General features: G+C 71.7%; 16 protein-coding genes and 1 tRNA gene. 7 read left to right on the plus strand and 10 right to left on the minus strand.

Translation table 11 applies throughout. The annotated features are described in order from the left end of the window. Nucleotides 1-106: 106 nt before the first annotated feature. Entirely contained in the window at nucleotides 107-655 is a 549-nt protein-coding gene (locus tag ACWD10_RS36515) for a hypothetical protein (RefSeq protein ID WP_451098014.1), read from the minus strand. A gap of 409 nt (nucleotides 656-1,064) precedes the next feature. Here ACWD10_RS36515 and ACWD10_RS36520 point away from each other — a divergent pair, with 409 nt between their 5' ends. From ACWD10_RS36520 to ACWD10_RS36535, 4 genes are all read left to right on the plus strand, one after another. Further along, nucleotides 1,065-2,018 carry a hypothetical protein gene (locus tag ACWD10_RS36520; RefSeq protein WP_451098015.1) on the plus strand — a complete coding sequence of 318 codons (954 nt, stop codon included), beginning with the start codon at nucleotides 1,065-1,067 and terminating at the stop codon, nucleotides 2,016-2,018. Between the two features lie 116 nt (nucleotides 2,019-2,134). Beyond that, nucleotides 2,135-3,034, plus strand: coding sequence for an XRE family transcriptional regulator (locus ACWD10_RS36525; RefSeq protein WP_451098016.1), 900 nt, complete (start codon nucleotides 2,135-2,137; stop codon nucleotides 3,032-3,034). Nucleotides 3,035-3,063: 29 nt separating this feature from the next. Beyond that, a complete protein-coding gene (locus ACWD10_RS36530) occupies nucleotides 3,064-3,558 on the plus strand; it encodes a PaaI family thioesterase (protein ID WP_451098017.1) in 495 nt (164 codons plus the stop codon). 51 nt (nucleotides 3,559-3,609) lie between these two features. Continuing rightward, nucleotides 3,610-4,455: a methyltransferase domain-containing protein gene (locus ACWD10_RS36535; protein ID WP_451098018.1), complete on the plus strand. Its 846-nt coding sequence runs from the start codon at nucleotides 3,610-3,612 to the stop codon at nucleotides 4,453-4,455. A gap of 66 nt (nucleotides 4,456-4,521) precedes the next feature. Here the strand turns inward: ACWD10_RS36535 and ACWD10_RS36540 are convergent. Beyond that, a tRNA-Pro gene (locus ACWD10_RS36540) sits at nucleotides 4,522-4,595 on the minus strand. A gap of 146 nt (nucleotides 4,596-4,741) precedes the next feature. On the opposite strand from ACWD10_RS36540, the gene ACWD10_RS36545 reads away from it, so the two are divergent. Both ACWD10_RS36545 and ACWD10_RS36550 read left to right on the plus strand, forming a co-directional pair. Then, nucleotides 4,742-5,518 carry a transketolase gene (locus tag ACWD10_RS36545; protein ID WP_451098019.1) on the plus strand — a complete coding sequence of 259 codons (777 nt, stop codon included), beginning with the start codon at nucleotides 4,742-4,744 and terminating at the stop codon, nucleotides 5,516-5,518. A 44-nt stretch (nucleotides 5,519-5,562) separates the two neighbouring features. Next, nucleotides 5,563-6,462, plus strand: a complete 900-nt coding sequence (locus ACWD10_RS36550) for a transketolase family protein (RefSeq protein WP_451098020.1) — start codon at nucleotides 5,563-5,565, stop codon at nucleotides 6,460-6,462. On the opposite strand, the gene ACWD10_RS36555 is transcribed toward ACWD10_RS36550, so the two are convergent. From ACWD10_RS36555 to ACWD10_RS36565, 3 genes are all read right to left on the minus strand, one after another. Continuing rightward, complete coding sequence (locus tag ACWD10_RS36555; RefSeq protein WP_451098021.1) at nucleotides 6,459-6,827, minus strand: MmcQ/YjbR family DNA-binding protein; 369 nt, start codon at nucleotides 6,825-6,827, stop codon at nucleotides 6,459-6,461. The two genes, ACWD10_RS36550 and ACWD10_RS36555, sit on opposite strands and share 4 nt — an antisense overlap. Before the next feature lie 46 nt (nucleotides 6,828-6,873). Beyond that, nucleotides 6,874-7,809 (minus strand): alpha/beta fold hydrolase, encoded by a 936-nt coding sequence (locus ACWD10_RS36560; RefSeq protein WP_451098022.1) that lies wholly within the window; start codon nucleotides 7,807-7,809, stop codon nucleotides 6,874-6,876. Nucleotides 7,810-7,912: 103 nt separating this feature from the next. Next, nucleotides 7,913-9,169, minus strand: a complete 1,257-nt coding sequence (locus ACWD10_RS36565) for a Gfo/Idh/MocA family protein (protein WP_451098023.1) — start codon at nucleotides 9,167-9,169, stop codon at nucleotides 7,913-7,915. Nucleotides 9,170-9,836: 667 nt separating this feature from the next. On the opposite strand from ACWD10_RS36565, the gene ACWD10_RS36570 reads away from it, so the two are divergent. Next, entirely contained in the window at nucleotides 9,837-11,096 is a 1,260-nt protein-coding gene (locus ACWD10_RS36570) for an acyl-CoA dehydrogenase family protein (protein ID WP_451098024.1), read from the plus strand. A 22-nt stretch (nucleotides 11,097-11,118) separates the two neighbouring features. Here the strand turns inward: ACWD10_RS36570 and ACWD10_RS36575 are convergent, their stop codons facing one another. The 5 genes from ACWD10_RS36575 to ACWD10_RS36595 all read right to left on the minus strand — a co-directional run bounded on the left by ACWD10_RS36575 (nucleotide 11,119) and on the right by ACWD10_RS36595 (nucleotide 15,618). Continuing rightward, entirely contained in the window at nucleotides 11,119-11,688 is a 570-nt protein-coding gene (locus ACWD10_RS36575; protein ID WP_451098025.1) for a GAF domain-containing protein, read from the minus strand. After that, nucleotides 11,685-12,329 (minus strand): GTP-binding protein, encoded by a 645-nt coding sequence (locus ACWD10_RS36580; RefSeq protein WP_451098041.1) that lies wholly within the window; start codon nucleotides 12,327-12,329, stop codon nucleotides 11,685-11,687. The genes ACWD10_RS36575 and ACWD10_RS36580 overlap by 4 nt, the downstream gene beginning before the upstream one ends. Before the next feature lie 7 nt (nucleotides 12,330-12,336). Next, nucleotides 12,337-12,711 (minus strand): DUF742 domain-containing protein, encoded by a 375-nt coding sequence (locus ACWD10_RS36585; RefSeq protein WP_451098042.1) that lies wholly within the window; start codon nucleotides 12,709-12,711, stop codon nucleotides 12,337-12,339. Between the two features lie 2 nt (nucleotides 12,712-12,713). After that, nucleotides 12,714-13,148: a roadblock/LC7 domain-containing protein gene (locus tag ACWD10_RS36590; protein ID WP_451098026.1), complete on the minus strand. Its 435-nt coding sequence runs from the start codon at nucleotides 13,146-13,148 to the stop codon at nucleotides 12,714-12,716. Nucleotides 13,149-13,257: 109 nt separating this feature from the next. Next, nucleotides 13,258-15,618 (minus strand): ATP-binding protein, encoded by a 2,361-nt coding sequence (locus tag ACWD10_RS36595; protein WP_451098027.1) that lies wholly within the window; start codon nucleotides 15,616-15,618, stop codon nucleotides 13,258-13,260. Nucleotides 15,619-15,696: the final 78 nt, after the last annotated feature.

The raw sequence follows: 15,696 nt of genomic DNA on the forward strand, positions 1-15,696 counted from the left end.
GGAGCCGCGCAGCGGCGGAGCGCACCAGACGCCGCTCCCGGCCACACGGACAGGCACCGCCCACCGCAGCCGGCCTGACCCATCGGACACGCCCTGGGTCCGGTCCTCAGCCGTCGTTGCCGCGCGCCTTGCGTACCGCGAAGGTCAGGGCACCGACCACCAGGAGGCCGCCGAGGGCAAGCTGTCCGGGGCTGAACGAGTCCCAGGTGCCGCCCTCGCCGGCCTTGACGCCGCGGTGCGGGGGGTGGGTGGGGTGATGGGTGGGGTGGTGGCCGCCGCGGTCGGAGATCATCAGGGGCACCGTCTTGGTCTTGCCCTTACAGGTGAACGTGACCTCGTACTCGGCGCCGGGCTTCGCGTCCGGGAACACATGGGCGGTGGCCGAGTGGCCCTCGTTCAGCTCCGTGGTGTCGAACACCGCGGAGTCCGCCGTCACCGTCGGCACCTTGCAGCCGCTGGAGCTGAGGGTCACTTTCCCGCCGGGCGCCACCGTCGTCGGCGAGACGCTCACCTGCCAGGAGCCACCGGCCGCGGCGGGCGGCGCCACGGCGACGGTGAGCGCGCCCGCCGCCACCACCGCGCCCGCGGCCGCCGCTCTCCCGTGCCGTCGCACGACCCGCGGCCGCTCCATCACCCGGTTCTTCTCGCGCTCCATCAGCTCCAGCTCCCCAGTTCGTCGGCGCCCTGACAGGACCTGGAGCCGACGCTAGGGTCGCGCGCCCCCGGCCGCCGTCCCAGAGGGGCCGGACGATGGACGATCCGGCACGGGACAACCGAACGGCCGACAGTGCCGCCCGGCGCCGGTGTCCCGTCATGTCCCGGCGAGGGCCGTGACCTGTCCCGTAGCGGGGCCGGTACGTCGGTGTCTTCGCAGGCCGGCGGCTTGGCACGGAACGGGATGTCTCACGGGACGGGGACGGGCCGCTCTCCCCCGGCCCCGCGCCGCAAGGTGGTGGACATCGCCGGGAGCACTCGGCGGCCAGGGCACCGCGACCACCGTGGCGCCCGCACCAAGACCACGGTCAAGAGCACCGCAACAACGGGGAAACAACGGGGAGTTCACCATGTCGTACACCACACGCAGCCTGCGCCGACGAGCCGGTCTGCGCCGGGTCCTGCCCGCCGTAGCCGCGGCCGGGATCGGCGTCGCGAGCCTGACCGCCTGCGGCAGCGGCGCGGCGCAGGACAAGGCCGACGGCGCCGCGGCCGACGCGCAGCAGACCGTCCGGACCCGGGACACCAAGGCCGACCTGAAGGCCCAGGACGCGGGCGCCAACGACTCGTTCCGGAAGACCGCGGCCGGGGCCCAGTTCCCGACCTGGGGCACCCGCTGGGTCGTGCACGCCACGCCGGACGTCAACTCGGCCTCCGTCGGCATGATCAACAAGGACGCGCCCGGCGCCGACCGGATCACCGCGGACTTCCAGGTCAACACCGGCAAGAAGGTCTGCGAGGGCAGCGCCTGCTCGACGTACATGGCGCACATCACCGGCCCGGTCAACGGCTACCTCAGCGTGGTCGCGGTCGACATCCCGCAGGACCGGCTACCCGGCGTGCCGGTGCGGGGCGGCGACACCCCGCCCCCGCCGGCCCCCGGCGGCACCCGTGGCGAGGCGCTCGCCCGCGCCGCGACCTGGCTGACCGCGAACAACGGCGGCCCGGTGCCGTACAGCCAGAGCAAGAACTGGAAGGACGGCTACCGGCAGGACTGCTCCGGCTATGTCTCCATGGCCCTCGACCTGGGCGCCCCGGGCACCAACTCCGTGGGCCTCACAAGCCCGAAGATCGCCAAGCCGATATCGGTGAACGAGCTGAAGCCCGGTGACCTGCTCATCGACGCGGACGGCAACAGCAATACGCGGCACGTGCTGATGTTCGAGCGCTGGGACAACCCGGCCCACACCTCGTACACGGCCTACGACCAGAACGGCGACCACGGCACCGAACACCGGTCGCGCACCTACGGCCTGACGAGCAATCAGTACAAGCCGTACCGCCCGCTGAAGTTCACCGACTGATCCACGCCACCACCGGATGCGGTCAGCCCGTGGCACTCCCGTCGCAGGGGAACGGGAGTGCCACTGCTTCCGTGCGCCGGGTGGTTCCGTACGTGCGCCTGTGCTGGAATCTTCGGGTGCATGGGAACCCGAACGCAGCCAACAACCGGCGCAAGCCGCTCGCCCCTCTGCCGCCCGAACTGACCGGCCCGGCCCGGGACTTCGCTCTGAGCCTGCGCCGGATGCACGGCGAACTCGGCTTCAGCCTCAAGAAGTTGGAGGACCGGCTGCCCGCCAGCCGGTCCTCCCTCTCGCGCTATCTCGGCGGGCAGAGCCTGCCGGACGAGCGACTGCTCGTGCAGTGGTGCAAGCTCTCCTTCACCGGCGAGGACCGGCTCCCCGAACTGGTCCGCCTCTTGCACGAAGCCCTCGACGCGGCGGCCACGACGGACGGTGCCTCGCCACCGGCGCAGGCGGAGGACGTTCCCGCCCAGCGTTCCCCGCAGCCCGCGGAGGTCTCGCAGCCCACGCCGAACCCGACCCCCTCCGCCCCCTCCCCCGCACACCCCCGTAACCGCCTGAAGCTCACCCTCGCGACCACCGGCGCCGTGCTCGCCGTCGCCGCGGCCTCGACCGCCGTCGCCCTGCTGCTCGCGAACGGCGGCGAGCCGTCGGGCGGCGGCAGCGACGCATCGAGTGCCCAAGTGTCGCCGCCGAGCGGGGAGTTCGAGCGCATCACGGTCAACAACGTCGACAAGGACTGCCGGGACAGCCGCCGCCGCGACTGCGCGCTCGGCCTGGCCCTGGACCCGTACGTCCCCTACCGGCCCTCGAACATCGGCGGCCGCGCCTGGCACGGCGACATCCTCAAGGCGGAGTGCCGGATCGCCAACGGCGTCACGGTCACCGACGAGGAGGGCGGCCACAGCAGCATCTGGTACCGGGTCGACTGGCAGGACAAGCGGCTCTGGATGCCCGGCATCCGGATCGAGCCGGACCAGCTCCAGTACTCGAACCTGCAGAATTGCCCGGACTGAGGGCTCAGATCTGAGGAGAGGTTCACCACGTGGAAGCACCACTGCAGGACTTGGCCGCGCCCGAGGGCATCTGTTTCGGGTGCGGCAGCGCGCACCCCAGTGGCCTGCGGATCAGCAGCCATTGGGACCCGGACGACGTTCACCTGCTGTGCACCCACGTACCCGACCCGGCGTTCACCGGCTGGCCGGGCCTGGTGTACGGCGGCCTGATCGCGATGCTCGTCGACTGCCACTCCAACTGGACGGCCATGGCGTACCACTACCGCGCCGAGGGACGCGAGCCGGACAGCGCACCGCGGATCGACTGCGTGACCGGCGAACTCGGTGTCAAATACCTCAAGCCGTCCCCGATGGGCGTGCCGCTGCTCCTGAAGGCGCGGGTGGAGGGGCCGGTGGCCCGCAAGAGCCGGGTGCGCTGCGAGGTGTACGCCGAAGACGTGCTGACGGCCCTCGGTGATTCCGTGTTCGTCCGGGTGGACACGGCACGCCTTGCCGCGGCCGCGCACGGCAGGCCGGCCGGGTAACGGCTGGTTCGCGCCGGTATTCCGGGTCGGCGGCCGGGAAAGGATGGGCGCATGTCGTACAACAGCGCACTCGGCCAGGACGATTCCACCCGCCGCTACTACGACAGCGGCGACGTCGACGCCTTCTACGATGCCGTCTGGGGCGGCGAGGACATTCACATCGGCATCTACGCCGAACCGCACGAGGACATCGCCGCGGCCTCGCACCGCACCGTCGAGCGCGCGGCGGACAAGGTCGCGGACCTGCTCGGGCCGCGGGCGACGGTCCTCGACCTCGGCTCCGGATACGGCGGTTCGGCCCGCGCGCTCGCCGCTCGCTTCGGGTGCCGCGTCGCCGCCCTGGACCTCAGCGACCAGCACAACGAACGCCACCGTGCGACCAACGTCCGACGCGGCCTGGACCGCCTCATCGACGTGACCACCGGGTCGCTCGACAGCCTCCCCTACGAGGCGGACCGCTTCGACGTCGTCTGGTCGCTCGAGGTGCTCTGCCACATCAGGGACCGGCCGCGTGCGCTGAGCGAGGCCGTCCGTGTGCTCAGGCCGGGCGGCGCCCTGGTCTTCTCCGACATCATGGCCGCCGAACACACCCCCGCGCGGGACCTGCGCCCCGCCATCTCCCGCCTCGACCTGCCGGACCTGGCCACCCCGGCCTTCTATCGCGCGCAGCTCGACGCGGCCGGTCTCGCCGACGTCGACTTCGAGGACCGCACCGCGGACATCGCCACGCATTACGCGCGCCTGGACGAGGAGGTACGGCGACGCGCGACGGAATTGCGGAAGGTGATCAGCCCGGCCTACCTGGACGGCCTGCTGGCGAACCTGCCACTGTGGAAGGACGCCGCGCGCCAGGACCTGTTGCGGTGGGGCATCTTTCACGCGCGTAAGCGCGCGTAGACGTACTTCAGGGGCCATCCGTCGCTGACGAATGGCCCCTGATGTGCGGACGGTTCCGCTTCACTGTCGGGACGACAGGATTTGAACCTGCGACCCCTTGACCCCCAGTCAAGTGCGCTACCAAGCTGCGCCACGTCCCGATGCCTGTATGGCTGCCCGTTTGACCAGGGGGTTCTCCCGGCCGAACGCGCACGGAAACCATACCGCACTCGGGCCGGTGGGCGTGAATCCGTTTCCGCCGTACGGCATTGACTTCAACTTTGGTTGAAGTTGCACGCTGCTTCACATGACGACGACAACGGAACGCGAGCCCGCCCTCACCACCCGCTACGCCTACGCGGACCTGCCCGGCCTGATGGGCCTGATGACCGGCGACGAGAAGCACGGCCCCGCCGCCACCTCCACGCTCGACGCGCTCTGGGTGCTCTACGACCGGGTGCTCCGGGTCTCGCCCGACACCGTCGACGACCCCGGCCGCGACCGGTTCCTGCTCTCCAAGGGGCACGGGCCGATGGCGTACTACGCGGTGCTCGCCGCGAAGGGCTTTCTTCCGGTCGGCACGCTGTCCGGTTTCGGTTCGTACGACTCTCCGCTCGGGCACCACCCCGACCGGCTGCTCGTGCCGGGCGCCGAGATCGGCAGCGGCTCGCTGGGGCACGGTCTGCCGCTCGCCGTCGGCACCGCGCTCGGCCTGCGCGCCCAGGGGCGTACCGAACCGGCCGTGTGGGTGCTCGTCGGGGACGCCGAGCTGGACGAGGGCAGCAACCACGAGGCCATCGCCTTCGCCGGGCCCGGGATTGAGAGGGCGGCGCGAAGCGCCTCGGTTGAGGGTGGTGGTGGGCTGACGGGCGGGATCGACCGGCTCCACGTGCTGGTGATCGACAACGCCTCCGCCAGCCATGCCCGGCCCGGCGGCATCGCGGCCCGCTTCGAGGCCGCGGGCTGGTCGGCGCTGACCGTCGACGGGCGGGACCACGAGGCGCTGCACGCCGCGTACACGGCGCCGCACGAGGGCCGCCCGCATGTGGTCGTGGCCCGCGTCGAGCCGAAGAACGCCCACTGACACGCCGTACGAACGAACGACCGACCGACCGGAAGGAACCCGCCATGGACACCATGCGCGACCGCTTCGCCGCCACGACCACCCGGCTGCTCGACGAGGACCCGCGCCTCGCCCTCGTCCTGGCCGAGATCAGCAAGGACCGCTTCGAGGATGCGGAGCGTAAGCACCCGGACCGGGTGATCAACGTAGGGATCAGGGAGCAGCTGCTCATCGGCACCGGGGCCGGGCTCGCGCTCACCGGGCTGCGGCCGATCGTGCACACATTCGCCAGCTTTCTCGTGGAGCGGCCGTTCGAGCAGGTCAAACTGGACTTCGGGCATCAGGGCGTGGGCGGGGTCCTGGTCAGCTCGGCCGCCTCCTTCGACTGGCCGGCGGGCGGCTTCACGCACATGTCACCGGGTGATGTGGCACTGCTCGACACCCTGGACGGCTGGACGGTGCACGTGCCGGGCCACCCCGACGAGGCCGAGACGCTGCTGCGGCAGGCGGCCGCGGCGGGCGACGACAAGGTGTACGTACGGCTCTCGCAGCTGGCCAATGGCGCCGGGCTGCCGGTCGACGGGGCGCGCTTCCTGACCGTGCGCGAGGGGCGCGAGGGCGTGGTGGTCGCGGTCGGGCCGATGCTCGACTCGGTGCTCGCCGCGGTCGAAGGCCTCGATGTGACCGTGTTGTACGCGAGCACCGTGCGGCCCTTCGACGCGGCGGGCCTGCGCCGGGCCGTGGGTGAGCGGCCGGACGTGGTGCTCGTCGAGCCGTATCTGGCGGGCACCTCGACGGGCGCCGTGAACGACGCGCTCGCCGAGGTGCCGCACCGGGTCCTCGGCCTCGGCGTGGGCCGACGCGAGCTGCGGCGCTACGGGCAGATCCCGGAGCACCTGGCCGCCCACGGCCTGGACCCGGCGTCGCTGCGGCAGCGGATCACGGCATTCTTTGACCGGACCTAGTCGGCCGTGGGCACCCCCAGACCCGGGTGGGCCTCGAGCAGGCGGCCCGGGGCGGCCTGGCGCCAGGAGTCGGCGAGGATGTCCCGCAGTTCGTCCCGGTCCTCCAGGGCGGCGAGGCGTACCCGTACCCAGGCGAACATCGCCTCGTGGTCGGCGATCCAGAACTTCTCCGGCTCGGCGACCGCCAGCTCGTCCCGCTCCTCCTTGGGGCAGCGGACCGCTATCGAGGTCTCGTCCTCGGGCAGCGTGGCGAACATCTTGCCCGCGACCCGGAATGTGGGCATGGACCAGGCCACCTTCTCGGTGGTCTCCGGCAGGGACAGGGCGATCTCGCGGACATCGTCCGACGTCAGGGACACAGCCATGGCACGACCGTAGGACACGGCACTGACAACGGCCGGGCGCCGAACCTCACACGTGCTTGTCCAGCCACGCCGTGAGGTCGGCCTGGACCTCGTCGCGGTTGGTCTCGTTGAGGATCTCGTGCCGGGCGCCCTCGTAGCCCTTCCAGGTCAGGTCCCTGACGCCCGCGTACCGCAGGTCCTCGAGGAGTTCGTACACCAGCGTCATCCGCTGGTTGCACGGGTCCTCGGTGCCGACGGCGATGTGCACGGGCAGGTCGGCGGGGATGCGGGCGAGGTTCCGCGGGTCGTTGATCTTGCGGACGTTGCGCACCCAGTCGAGCGCGAGCCCCGCGGAGAAGGGGAAACCGCAGCGCTCGTCGGCGACGTACGCGTCCACCTCGGCCGGGTCGCGGGAGAGCCACTCGAAGCCGGTGCGGTGCGGATAGGGGTCGTTGAAGGAGGCGAAGAGCTCCGGGATGTAATCGGAGAGCGCGGTCCGTCCGTCGGCCGCGAGCTCGCGTTCGAGCCGGGCCATGGACGTCTCGGTCTCGGCGCCGGGCAGCGAGCGGAACGTACCGGAGAGGATCAGGCCCTCGAGGGCGTCCCCGTACTCCTGGGCGAAGTCGCGCGCCAGCATCGAGCCCAGGCTGTGCCCGAGCAGCACCAGCGGAACGTCCGGCTGGAGCGCCCGCGCCTGGTCCCCGATCACCTTGAGGTCGTCCACGATGGCGCGCCAGGAGTCCTCGATGTCGGCGCCGGTCACGCCGTAGCCGCCGGTGGCCCTGGCGGTGGCGCCGTGGCCACGGTGGTCGGAGGCCAGGACTCCGTAGCCCGCGGCGGTCAGGTGGCGCGCGAACCGGTCGTAGCGCAGGGCGTGTTCGGCGGCGCCGTGGGCGATCTGCACCCAGGCGCGCGGGCGGCCGCTCGCGTTCGCGGGCAGCCAGGTGTAGGTGACGATCTGCACTCCGTCGCGGGCGTGTGCCATTCCCACGGTGTACGTCATCGGGTGCGGCTCCTCGGCTCTCGGGTGCTGTGGCCACGGGGGGCGGGACTCGGCGAGGCGCGTCGGTCCGCCCCCGTGCCCACCCTCCCCCGGGGCCGCCTTCTCACGCCAGGGGTGTGCGGGCGTGTTGCGGGGCCGCGCGCTGCCCCTCCTCGAAGTACCGCACCAACCCCGCGTCCAGCGGTGGCACATCACGCGGCACACCCCCGTCCCGCAGCGACTCCGTGGCCCCGCACCCCGCCGCCACCGCCATCCGCGCGGCCACCGGCGAGGTGTCCGTGCGCCCGCCCTCGCGTACGAATCGCAGGAACTCGTCGACGAGCAGCGGGTCGGCGCCACCGTGCCCCGCGTTGTCCTGACCGTCCGGGACCGCGTGTACGGCGTCGGCGTCGGCGCGGTGACCGGAGCGGCGGGCGTTCCACACCCGGACCTCCGCACCGGGGCCGTCGCCGAAGTTCTCCAGGCGGCCGTGGTCACCGATGACCGTGTAGTTCCGCCAGTAGTCCGGCGTGAAGTGGCACTGCTGGTAGGCCGCGAGCACGCCGTTGGCCAGGCGCAGGTTCACGAGGGAGACGTCCTCGACATCGATCTCGGGGTTCAGGTCGCGCTGTGCCGTGGGCGGCCAGTTGTGCGCGGGGTCGAACCAGTTCGCCGTCTTGGGCTCGCCCGGCGCCCGGCGCGGCCGGTCACCGTAGACCATGAGGTCGCCGAGCGCCTGTACGCGGCGGGTCCAGGAGCCCGCGAGCCAGTGCAGCACGTCCAGGTCGTGGGCAGCCTTCTGTAGCAACAGGCCGGTGCCGAGGCGGCGTTCGGCATGCCAGTCCTTGAAGTAGAAGTCGCCGCCATGGCCCACGAAGTGGCGCACCCACACGGTTTTCACGGTGCCGATCTCGCCGCGCCGTACGAGGTCGCGCAGCAGGCGGACGACCGGCATGTGCCGCATGTTGTGCCCGACGTACAGGCGGGTGCCGGTCGCGTGGGCGGTGCGCAGCACGGTGTCGCAGTCCTCGACCGTGGTGGCGAGGGGCTTCTCCACGAAGACCGGCCGTCCCGCGCGCAGCGCGGCGCACGCGAGCTCGGTGTGGGTGTGGTCGGGGGTGAGGACGAGGAGCGCGTCAAGGTCCGGGGCCGCGATCAACTGGCCGGGATCTGTGGTGAGTTGGGCTGCGGGGAAGTCCGTGGCCGCGCGGGCACGGGCCGCCGGGTCCGGGTCCGCGAGGGCCGCTACGACGGCACCGCGTCCCGGCCGGTGGGCGGTGCGGGCCAGGGTGCCGCGCAGCCCGTATCCGAGGACGCCGATCCGCAGGTCGGGACGCTCGGAAGGGGTGGGGCGGGTGGTGGCCGGTGCGGTCTCGGGCATGGCACCGGAACCTACTCCACCGCGACGGCGCCCGAGACCGCTTCGTACGCCCAGGCGCGCGCCGTGGACGGCCATCTTGCTCTGCTCACATCGTCGGCACCCCTTCACGCCGCATCCGGACCCGGCCGCTGCGCTGCGGAAACGACCGGGCCTCGGCACGACATGACGCGCGGGTTCCGGCCACCCGAATCGGCGGAGGCGACGAGCCCGGCGATCACGTGTCGAGCCCGTAGGGGACAACCAGCGCCGTCCCGAGGCACGGTCCATCCGGCGGCGCTCCGAGAGTCCATTTCCTGCGCCATGGAGGGCGGCTGTGTCCGGATTCTTTCCCCCGACGGAGACCCTCTGCGCATCCGCGACCGTACGCACGACCCCCCGTGCCATATGCCCACGAAACCTTTGCCTGCGGCATGTGGCAGAGAGATGCCCGGGGGGAATGCCTTCGAGGTGGACCGGTCGGGCCCACCACCACACACCCACACAGAACTGATCAAACGTCAACTATCGTGATTTAAGCCAAAGTTGGTCAATGATCTTGTGTCTCGGCCAACTTTCAACAGGATGGTGGGGTGGTCCGGTCGGGACGGGGGCCACCGCTGTTGCACCACTGCACCACCTGCTCGCACGATCCCCGCGAGCAGGCGTTCCGCAGAGGGAGGGGCTCGCAATGGGCGGCTACTTCACCAGCTCGCTCCACCATCAACTCCGGGAAGAGGTACGGGCCTTCGCCGAGCGGGAAGTCCGGCCCCGTATACCCGCGATGGAGGCGGCCCGCACCGTCCAGTACGAACTGTCCCGACTGATCGCCCGGCAAGGCTGGATCGGTGCGACCATCGGCAGGGAACACGGCGGTATGGGCGTCGGCCATCTCGCCAAGACCATCATCATCGAGGAGCTGTCCCGGGTCAGCGGGGCGATGGGCGCCATGGTCCAGGCGTCCCAGCTCGGCGTCGCCAAGATTCTGCACTTCGGCAATGAACGGCAGAAGAAGACCTGGCTGCCTGCCGTCGCCGTGGGCGACTGCCTGCCCACCATTGCCGTCACCGAGCCCGAGTCGGGGGGCCATGTGCTCGGGATGACCGCGACGGCCGTACGGGACGGCGAGGACTATCTCCTCAACGGCCGCAAGGTGTACGTAGGAAACAGCCACGTAGGCGATCTGCACGGCGTCGTGGTCCGCACCGGACCCGGCTCCAAGGGCCTGACCGCCTTCCTCGTCGAGTCGGACCGGCCCGGCTTCTCGCTCGGCCGCCAGCAGCCCGCGATGGGCCTGCACGGGTTCAGCTTCGGGGAGCTGTACTTCGACAACTGCCGGGTCCCGGCGGACAACCGGCTCGGCGAGGAGGGCGACGGGCTCGCGGTCGCGTACTCCTCCAGCGTCCTGTACGGCCGGGCCAATCTGACCGCCGTCTCGCTCGGCATCCACCAGGCGCTCGTGGAGGAGACCACCCGGTTCTGCGCCGAGCGGCACCGGTACGGACAGCCGCTGTACGAGCTGTCCAACATCAAGCTGAAGCTCGGCCAGATGCAGTCCCGGCTGATGACGGCCCGCCTGGCCGCCTACCACTCGGTGCATCTGCTCGACGAAGGGCAGTCCTGCGACGCCGAGTTGATGAACGCCAAGCTGGTCAACGTCGAGTCGGCGCTCGACTCGGCGCGCAGCGCGATGGAGATCCATGCCGCGGCGGGCCTGTTCACGGACCGGCCCATCGAGCGCTATCTCCGCGACGCGCACCACATCTTCGCGCCCGCGGGCACCTCCGACGTCCAGCTGCTCCGGCTCGCGGAGGTGGCCCTCGGCACAGCCAGGGGCAGCTGGTCGGAACGGCTCGCGGAGCAGGTGCGGACCGATCCCGACCCGGGCTCCGACCCCGGGGGGCTCGGCCACATACCGCCGCAGTACCGGCGGCACTGGGCGACCGTATGAACGTACGCCTTGGACGGACGCCTCAAATGCGCCCGTCCTCACGGCGGTTGATCTGCTCTATCAATTCCGCCGCGAGGGACTTGATCGTCTCGAGCCCCGGCCTGCCCCAGGGCCGGGGCTCGGTGTCGACCACGCAGATCGTGCCGAGCGCCAGGCCCGTGTGGTCGATCAGCGGCGCGCCCAGGTAGGAGCGGATGCCGATCTCGTCGACGACCGGGTTGCCCGCGAACCGCGGATAGTCGCAGACGTCCTCCAGGACAAGCGCCTTGCGCCGCACCACGACATGCGGGCAGTAGCCGTGATCCCGCGCCATATAGCGGCTCACCCCGCTGCTCGTCGCCGCGGCGCTGAGGTCGGTGCCCCCGTGATTGCCCTCGGGGGTGTGCAGGCCCGCGAAGAACTGCCGGTTCTCGTCGATGAAGTTGACCATCGAGAACGGCGCGCCGGTCACCTCGGCGAGCCGGTCGGCGAAGGCGTCGAAGGCCGGCTCCGGGCGTTCCCCGAGCCCCAGCTGCCGCAGCCGCTGGACGCGGCTCGGCGCGTCCTTGTCGACGGGGGTGAGGAGCAGATGCCCGGTCGGGTCGTACGTCATGAGTGTGCTCCGTAACTCGGTGCGGGTGGCCCGGGCGGTGCCGGGGCCTTGGTCAGCAGATGCTGGACGAGGGTGACCAGAGTCTGGATGCCGGAGCTCGAGATGCGCGCGTCGCACAGCAGCACCGGCACATCCGGTCTGAGGTCGATCGCGGCGCGCACCTCCTCCGGCTCGTAGCGGTAGGAACCGTCGAACTCGTTGACCGCCACGACGAACTCGATGCCGCGCCGCTCGAAGAAGTCGACGGCCGAGAAGCAGTCCTCGAGGCGGCGCGTGTCGGCGAGGACCACCGCGCCGAGCGCGCCCTCGGACAGCTCGTCCCACATGAACCAGAACCGGTCCTGGCCCGGGGTGCCGAAGAGATAGAGGATGTGGCGGCCGTCGAGCGAGATCCGCCCGAAGTCCATCGCCACGGTCGTGGTCGTCTTGTGCTCCACGCCCTCCAGGCTGTCCGTGCCCGCGCTGACCGCGGTCAGCAGCTCCTCCGTGCTCAGGGGCTCGATCTCGCTGACCGCGCCCACGAAGGTCGTCTTGCCCACCCCGAAGCCGCCCGCGATCAGCACCTTCACGGCGTTCGGGAAGAGGTCGTCGTCCTCGGGCTCGGGCACGGACGGGTCCGGCACGGGCACAGCCTCGCCCATGAGCGGGTCAGAGCCGGCGTCGTAGACCATCGAGCACTGCCTCCAACAGAGAGCGGTCGGTGGGGTTGTGACGGAAGCGCGGGGCCCTGGTGGTGAGCGCGCCGCAGTCGACGAGATCGGACAGGAGCACCTTGGTCACCACGGCCGGGAGCCGCAGCTGGGCCGCGATCTCGGCGACCGAGGTGGGCCCCGCGCCACACAGGCCGAGGGCCTGGGTGTGCTCGGGGCCCATCTGCGTGGCGGGCGCGCTACCCGTGGGCATCATCAGCGAGAGCAGGTCGAGCGGGGCCGTCGGCCGGGTCCTGCCATTGCTCACCGTGTAGGGCCGCACGAGTCTGCCCGCCGCGTCGTCGAGCCACGGCCCGTCCTGCGGGGCCGGCACGCTCAAGGCCTCAGGGCGGTGGAGTGCGCGGGCTGACGGGCCGGGGTGACCAGATAGGGCCGTACGCTCTTGACGAGCATCGCCATCTCGTAGCCGAGCACGGCGGCGTCGGCCTCCCGGCCCGCGAGCACCGCCAGGCAGGTGCCGGAGCCCGCGGTGGAGACGAAGAGGATGCTGTCGGCCAGCTCCACCACGACCTGGCGCACCTCTCCCCCTTCCCCGAACCGGGCGCCCGCGCTTCTGCCCAGGGAGTACAGGCCGGAGGCGAGTGCCGCCATGTGGTCGGCGCTGTCCGGGTCCAGGCCGTGTACGGACTTCACGAGTCCGTCGGACGAGAGCAGTACCGCACTGCGGGTGTGCGGAACGCGCTGTACCAGTCCGCTCAGCAGCCAGTCGAGGTCGGAAACCTGGCCGGTGGTCGGTACATCGCTCGCCATGGTGGTGACTCCTTGGGGGTACGGGCGGCTAGCGTCGCCTGGGACGGCGGGACGCGTGAACGGCTCTGGTGGCGGGAACGGCGTCGGCGGTACGGGGGCCGCGCGGCGGTCAGCCGGCCGGATCACGTTCGTCCTGCCGGGCGTGCGGGGTGGTCTGCTGGTCCTGAGGCGCTTGCGGGCACGGGGCATTCGGGGCGTTCGGGACGTTCGAGTCAGGCTTGGGATCGTGCTGCGGGTCGTGCTGCGAGGTGTGCCGGGTGGTCTGCGGGGCGGGGCGGGGGTCGGGGAGCTCGGTGAGCGGGGCCGTGAGCGGGTCCGGGTGCAGCTCCTTGAAGGTCTCGCCGTGCTCGTCCTCGAAGGTCTCGCCGTACGGTGCGGGAGCGGGCTCGCCGCGCCGCTCGGGCTGGGCCTCGGCGAGGCCGATACCGCGCTGGAAGGCGGCCATCAGACCCGGGTCGTGGCCCTGGATCTGACCGTCTCCGCGGCCGTGCACCGGGGCGTCCCGCAGCTGCGGCGCGAGGTGCTCCTGGGCGCGGCGCTTGGGGAGTTGGGGGCGTCCCATGGTGCCGCGGACCGGGTCGGCGGCCGGGTCGGCGGCCGGGTCAGCGGTCGGATCGGCGGACGGGTCGGCGGATGGTGACGGGGCGGGTGCGGCGTGGTGCTCCGGCACCGTGTGGCGCTCGTGCTGCTCGTGCTGCTCGTGCTGCTCCTGGCGTTCGGGGTGTTCGTGATGCGTGGGGCGTTCGTCCGGGCGGATGCCGGGTACGGCACCGGCGGGGCTCGGCCGCTCCTCTTGAGTGCCGCGGACGGGCAGGGGAGCGTTCCCGGCGGCGGCCTGACTAGCGCCGGTCGCCGACCGCTCGGCGCCGCCCGGCTGCGCGGCGGGCTCCGGACCGGTCGCGACAGGTGCCTCGTGGCGCTGCGGCTGGTGCGGGACGTAGGCCGTCGAGGTAGTCGGGGCCGTCGAGGACGCCGCGGAGACCGGGGCCGCGGCGGGCGCGGTGCGCGTGGCGGCCGTGGCGGCCGTGGCGGACCCGGAGACCTGCGCGGGCTCCTTGGTCGCGGGCGCCGGGATCCGGTCGCCCGCGGGCGCCTGCTCCGGCGGCTGCGGGGCCTGCGGAATCGGGGTGGCCTGGGCGGACTGGGTGGCCTGCGGGATCTGCGCCGGGTCCTGGTTCTGCCCCGGAAGCCGACCCTGCTCCTGCTCCTGCTCCTGGACCCGCACCTGGTTCTGTGTGGCCTGGCCTTGCTGCTGCTGCGCCTCCGGGCCGAGCAGCCCCTGCGGCAGCACGATCACGGCTTGGACACCGCCGTAGATATTGCTCTGGAGTCGCACCGCGACACCGTGGCGGCGCGCGAGCGCGGAGACCACGAAGAGGCCGATCCGCCCGTCCGAGAGCAGGCTCGCCACATTGACCTGATCCGGGTCGGAGAGCAGCGCGTTCATCTTGTTCTGCTCGGTGACCGGCATGCCGAGCCCGCGGTCCTCGACCTCGACGGCGAGACCGGCGGTGACGTAGCTGGCGCGCAGCAGGACCTGTGTGTGCGGCGAGGAGAACAGCGAGGCGTTCTCGACGAGTTCGGCGAGCAGGTGGATGACGTCGGCGACGGCGTGCCCGCGCAGGGTGCCCTCGATCGGCGGCACCAGCTTGACCCGCGGGTACTGCTCGACCTCCGCGATCGCGGAGCGAAGGACCTCGGTCATGGTGACCGGCTTCGACCACTGGCGGCGCGAGATGGCGCCACCGAGCACCGCGAGGTTCTCGGCGTGCCTACGGATGCGGGTGGCCAGGTGGTCGACGTGGAAGAGGCCCTTGAGCAGCTCCGGGTCCTCGACGTCGTTCTCCAGCTCGTCGAGCAGCTGGATCTCGCGGTGTACGAGGGACTGGAGGCGGCGGGCGAGGTTCACGAAGACCTCGACCTTCTGCTCGCTTCCGGCGTGGCTGGAGAGCTGCGAGGCCTGCACGACGGCCGCGACGGCGACCTCGTGTGCGCGGCCCAACTCCCCGGCGAGCTGGTCGAGTTCATCGCCGCGGACGCCCAACTGGACGCCCCCGGCGCGGCGTTGCGGCGGCCCCTCACCGCGGCGCAGCTGCTCGACGAGCTCCCGCAGGTCGGCCTGGCCGCGTGCGCTGGTGCGGCGCATGCCCGCGAGGCGGTCGAGCAGGGAGCGTGCCCAGCGGTCGGCGGACCGGGCGGCGGCCGCGACACCGGTCACGGCGATGACGCCGGAGCCGATGAGGACGGCCCACAGTTCGGGTGTCGCGACGCCCCCGGACCACCGGAGCGTGAGGAAGACGGCTGCGGCCCCGCACAGGGCCACGGCGGCGGCGGGCAGCACCGCGGTGCGCAGCAGCTGGCGACGTATCTGGGTCTCGGGCAGCGGCTGAACGGTGCGGGGGCCCGGCCTGCCGTGCCGTCCGCCCTCACGGCGGTCTGCGCGTGCGGACGGTTGGCGGAGGTGAGACATCAGCGGGCTCCAGCTGATCGGCGTATCGGAGTTTCCCTGCGCACGGCATGACGCAATCGATCGGCGCGCGGCACAGAA

The organism is Streptomyces sp. NPDC002851 (assembly GCF_053591935.1).

Coding starts and splice junctions, on each gene's coding strand:
- ACWD10_RS36555 (WP_451098021.1), bottom strand. CDS start 6,827: ATGGCTGTGTCCCTGACGTCGGACGATGTCCGCGAGATCGCCCTGTCC.
- ACWD10_RS36595 (WP_451098027.1), bottom strand. CDS start 15,618: ATGTCTCACCTCCGCCAACCGTCCGCACGCGCAGACCGCCGTGAGGGC.
- ACWD10_RS36550 (WP_451098020.1), top strand. CDS start 5,563: ATGGACACCATGCGCGACCGCTTCGCCGCCACGACCACCCGGCTGCTC.
- ACWD10_RS36560 (WP_451098022.1), bottom strand. CDS start 7,809: ATGACGTACACCGTGGGAATGGCACACGCCCGCGACGGAGTGCAGATC.
- ACWD10_RS36575 (WP_451098025.1), bottom strand. CDS start 11,688: ATGACGTACGACCCGACCGGGCATCTGCTCCTCACCCCCGTCGACAAG.
- ACWD10_RS36545 (WP_451098019.1), top strand. CDS start 4,742: ATGACGACGACAACGGAACGCGAGCCCGCCCTCACCACCCGCTACGCC.
- ACWD10_RS36570 (WP_451098024.1), top strand. CDS start 9,837: ATGGGCGGCTACTTCACCAGCTCGCTCCACCATCAACTCCGGGAAGAG.
- ACWD10_RS36565 (WP_451098023.1), bottom strand. CDS start 9,169: ATGCCCGAGACCGCACCGGCCACCACCCGCCCCACCCCTTCCGAGCGT.
- ACWD10_RS36535 (WP_451098018.1), top strand. CDS start 3,610: ATGTCGTACAACAGCGCACTCGGCCAGGACGATTCCACCCGCCGCTAC.
- ACWD10_RS36580 (WP_451098041.1), bottom strand. CDS start 12,329: ATGGGCGAGGCTGTGCCCGTGCCGGACCCGTCCGTGCCCGAGCCCGAG.
- ACWD10_RS36515 (WP_451098014.1), bottom strand. CDS start 655: ATGGAGCGCGAGAAGAACCGGGTGATGGAGCGGCCGCGGGTCGTGCGA.
- ACWD10_RS36590 (WP_451098026.1), bottom strand. CDS start 13,148: ATGGCGAGCGATGTACCGACCACCGGCCAGGTTTCCGACCTCGACTGG.
- ACWD10_RS36520 (WP_451098015.1), top strand. CDS start 1,065: ATGTCGTACACCACACGCAGCCTGCGCCGACGAGCCGGTCTGCGCCGG.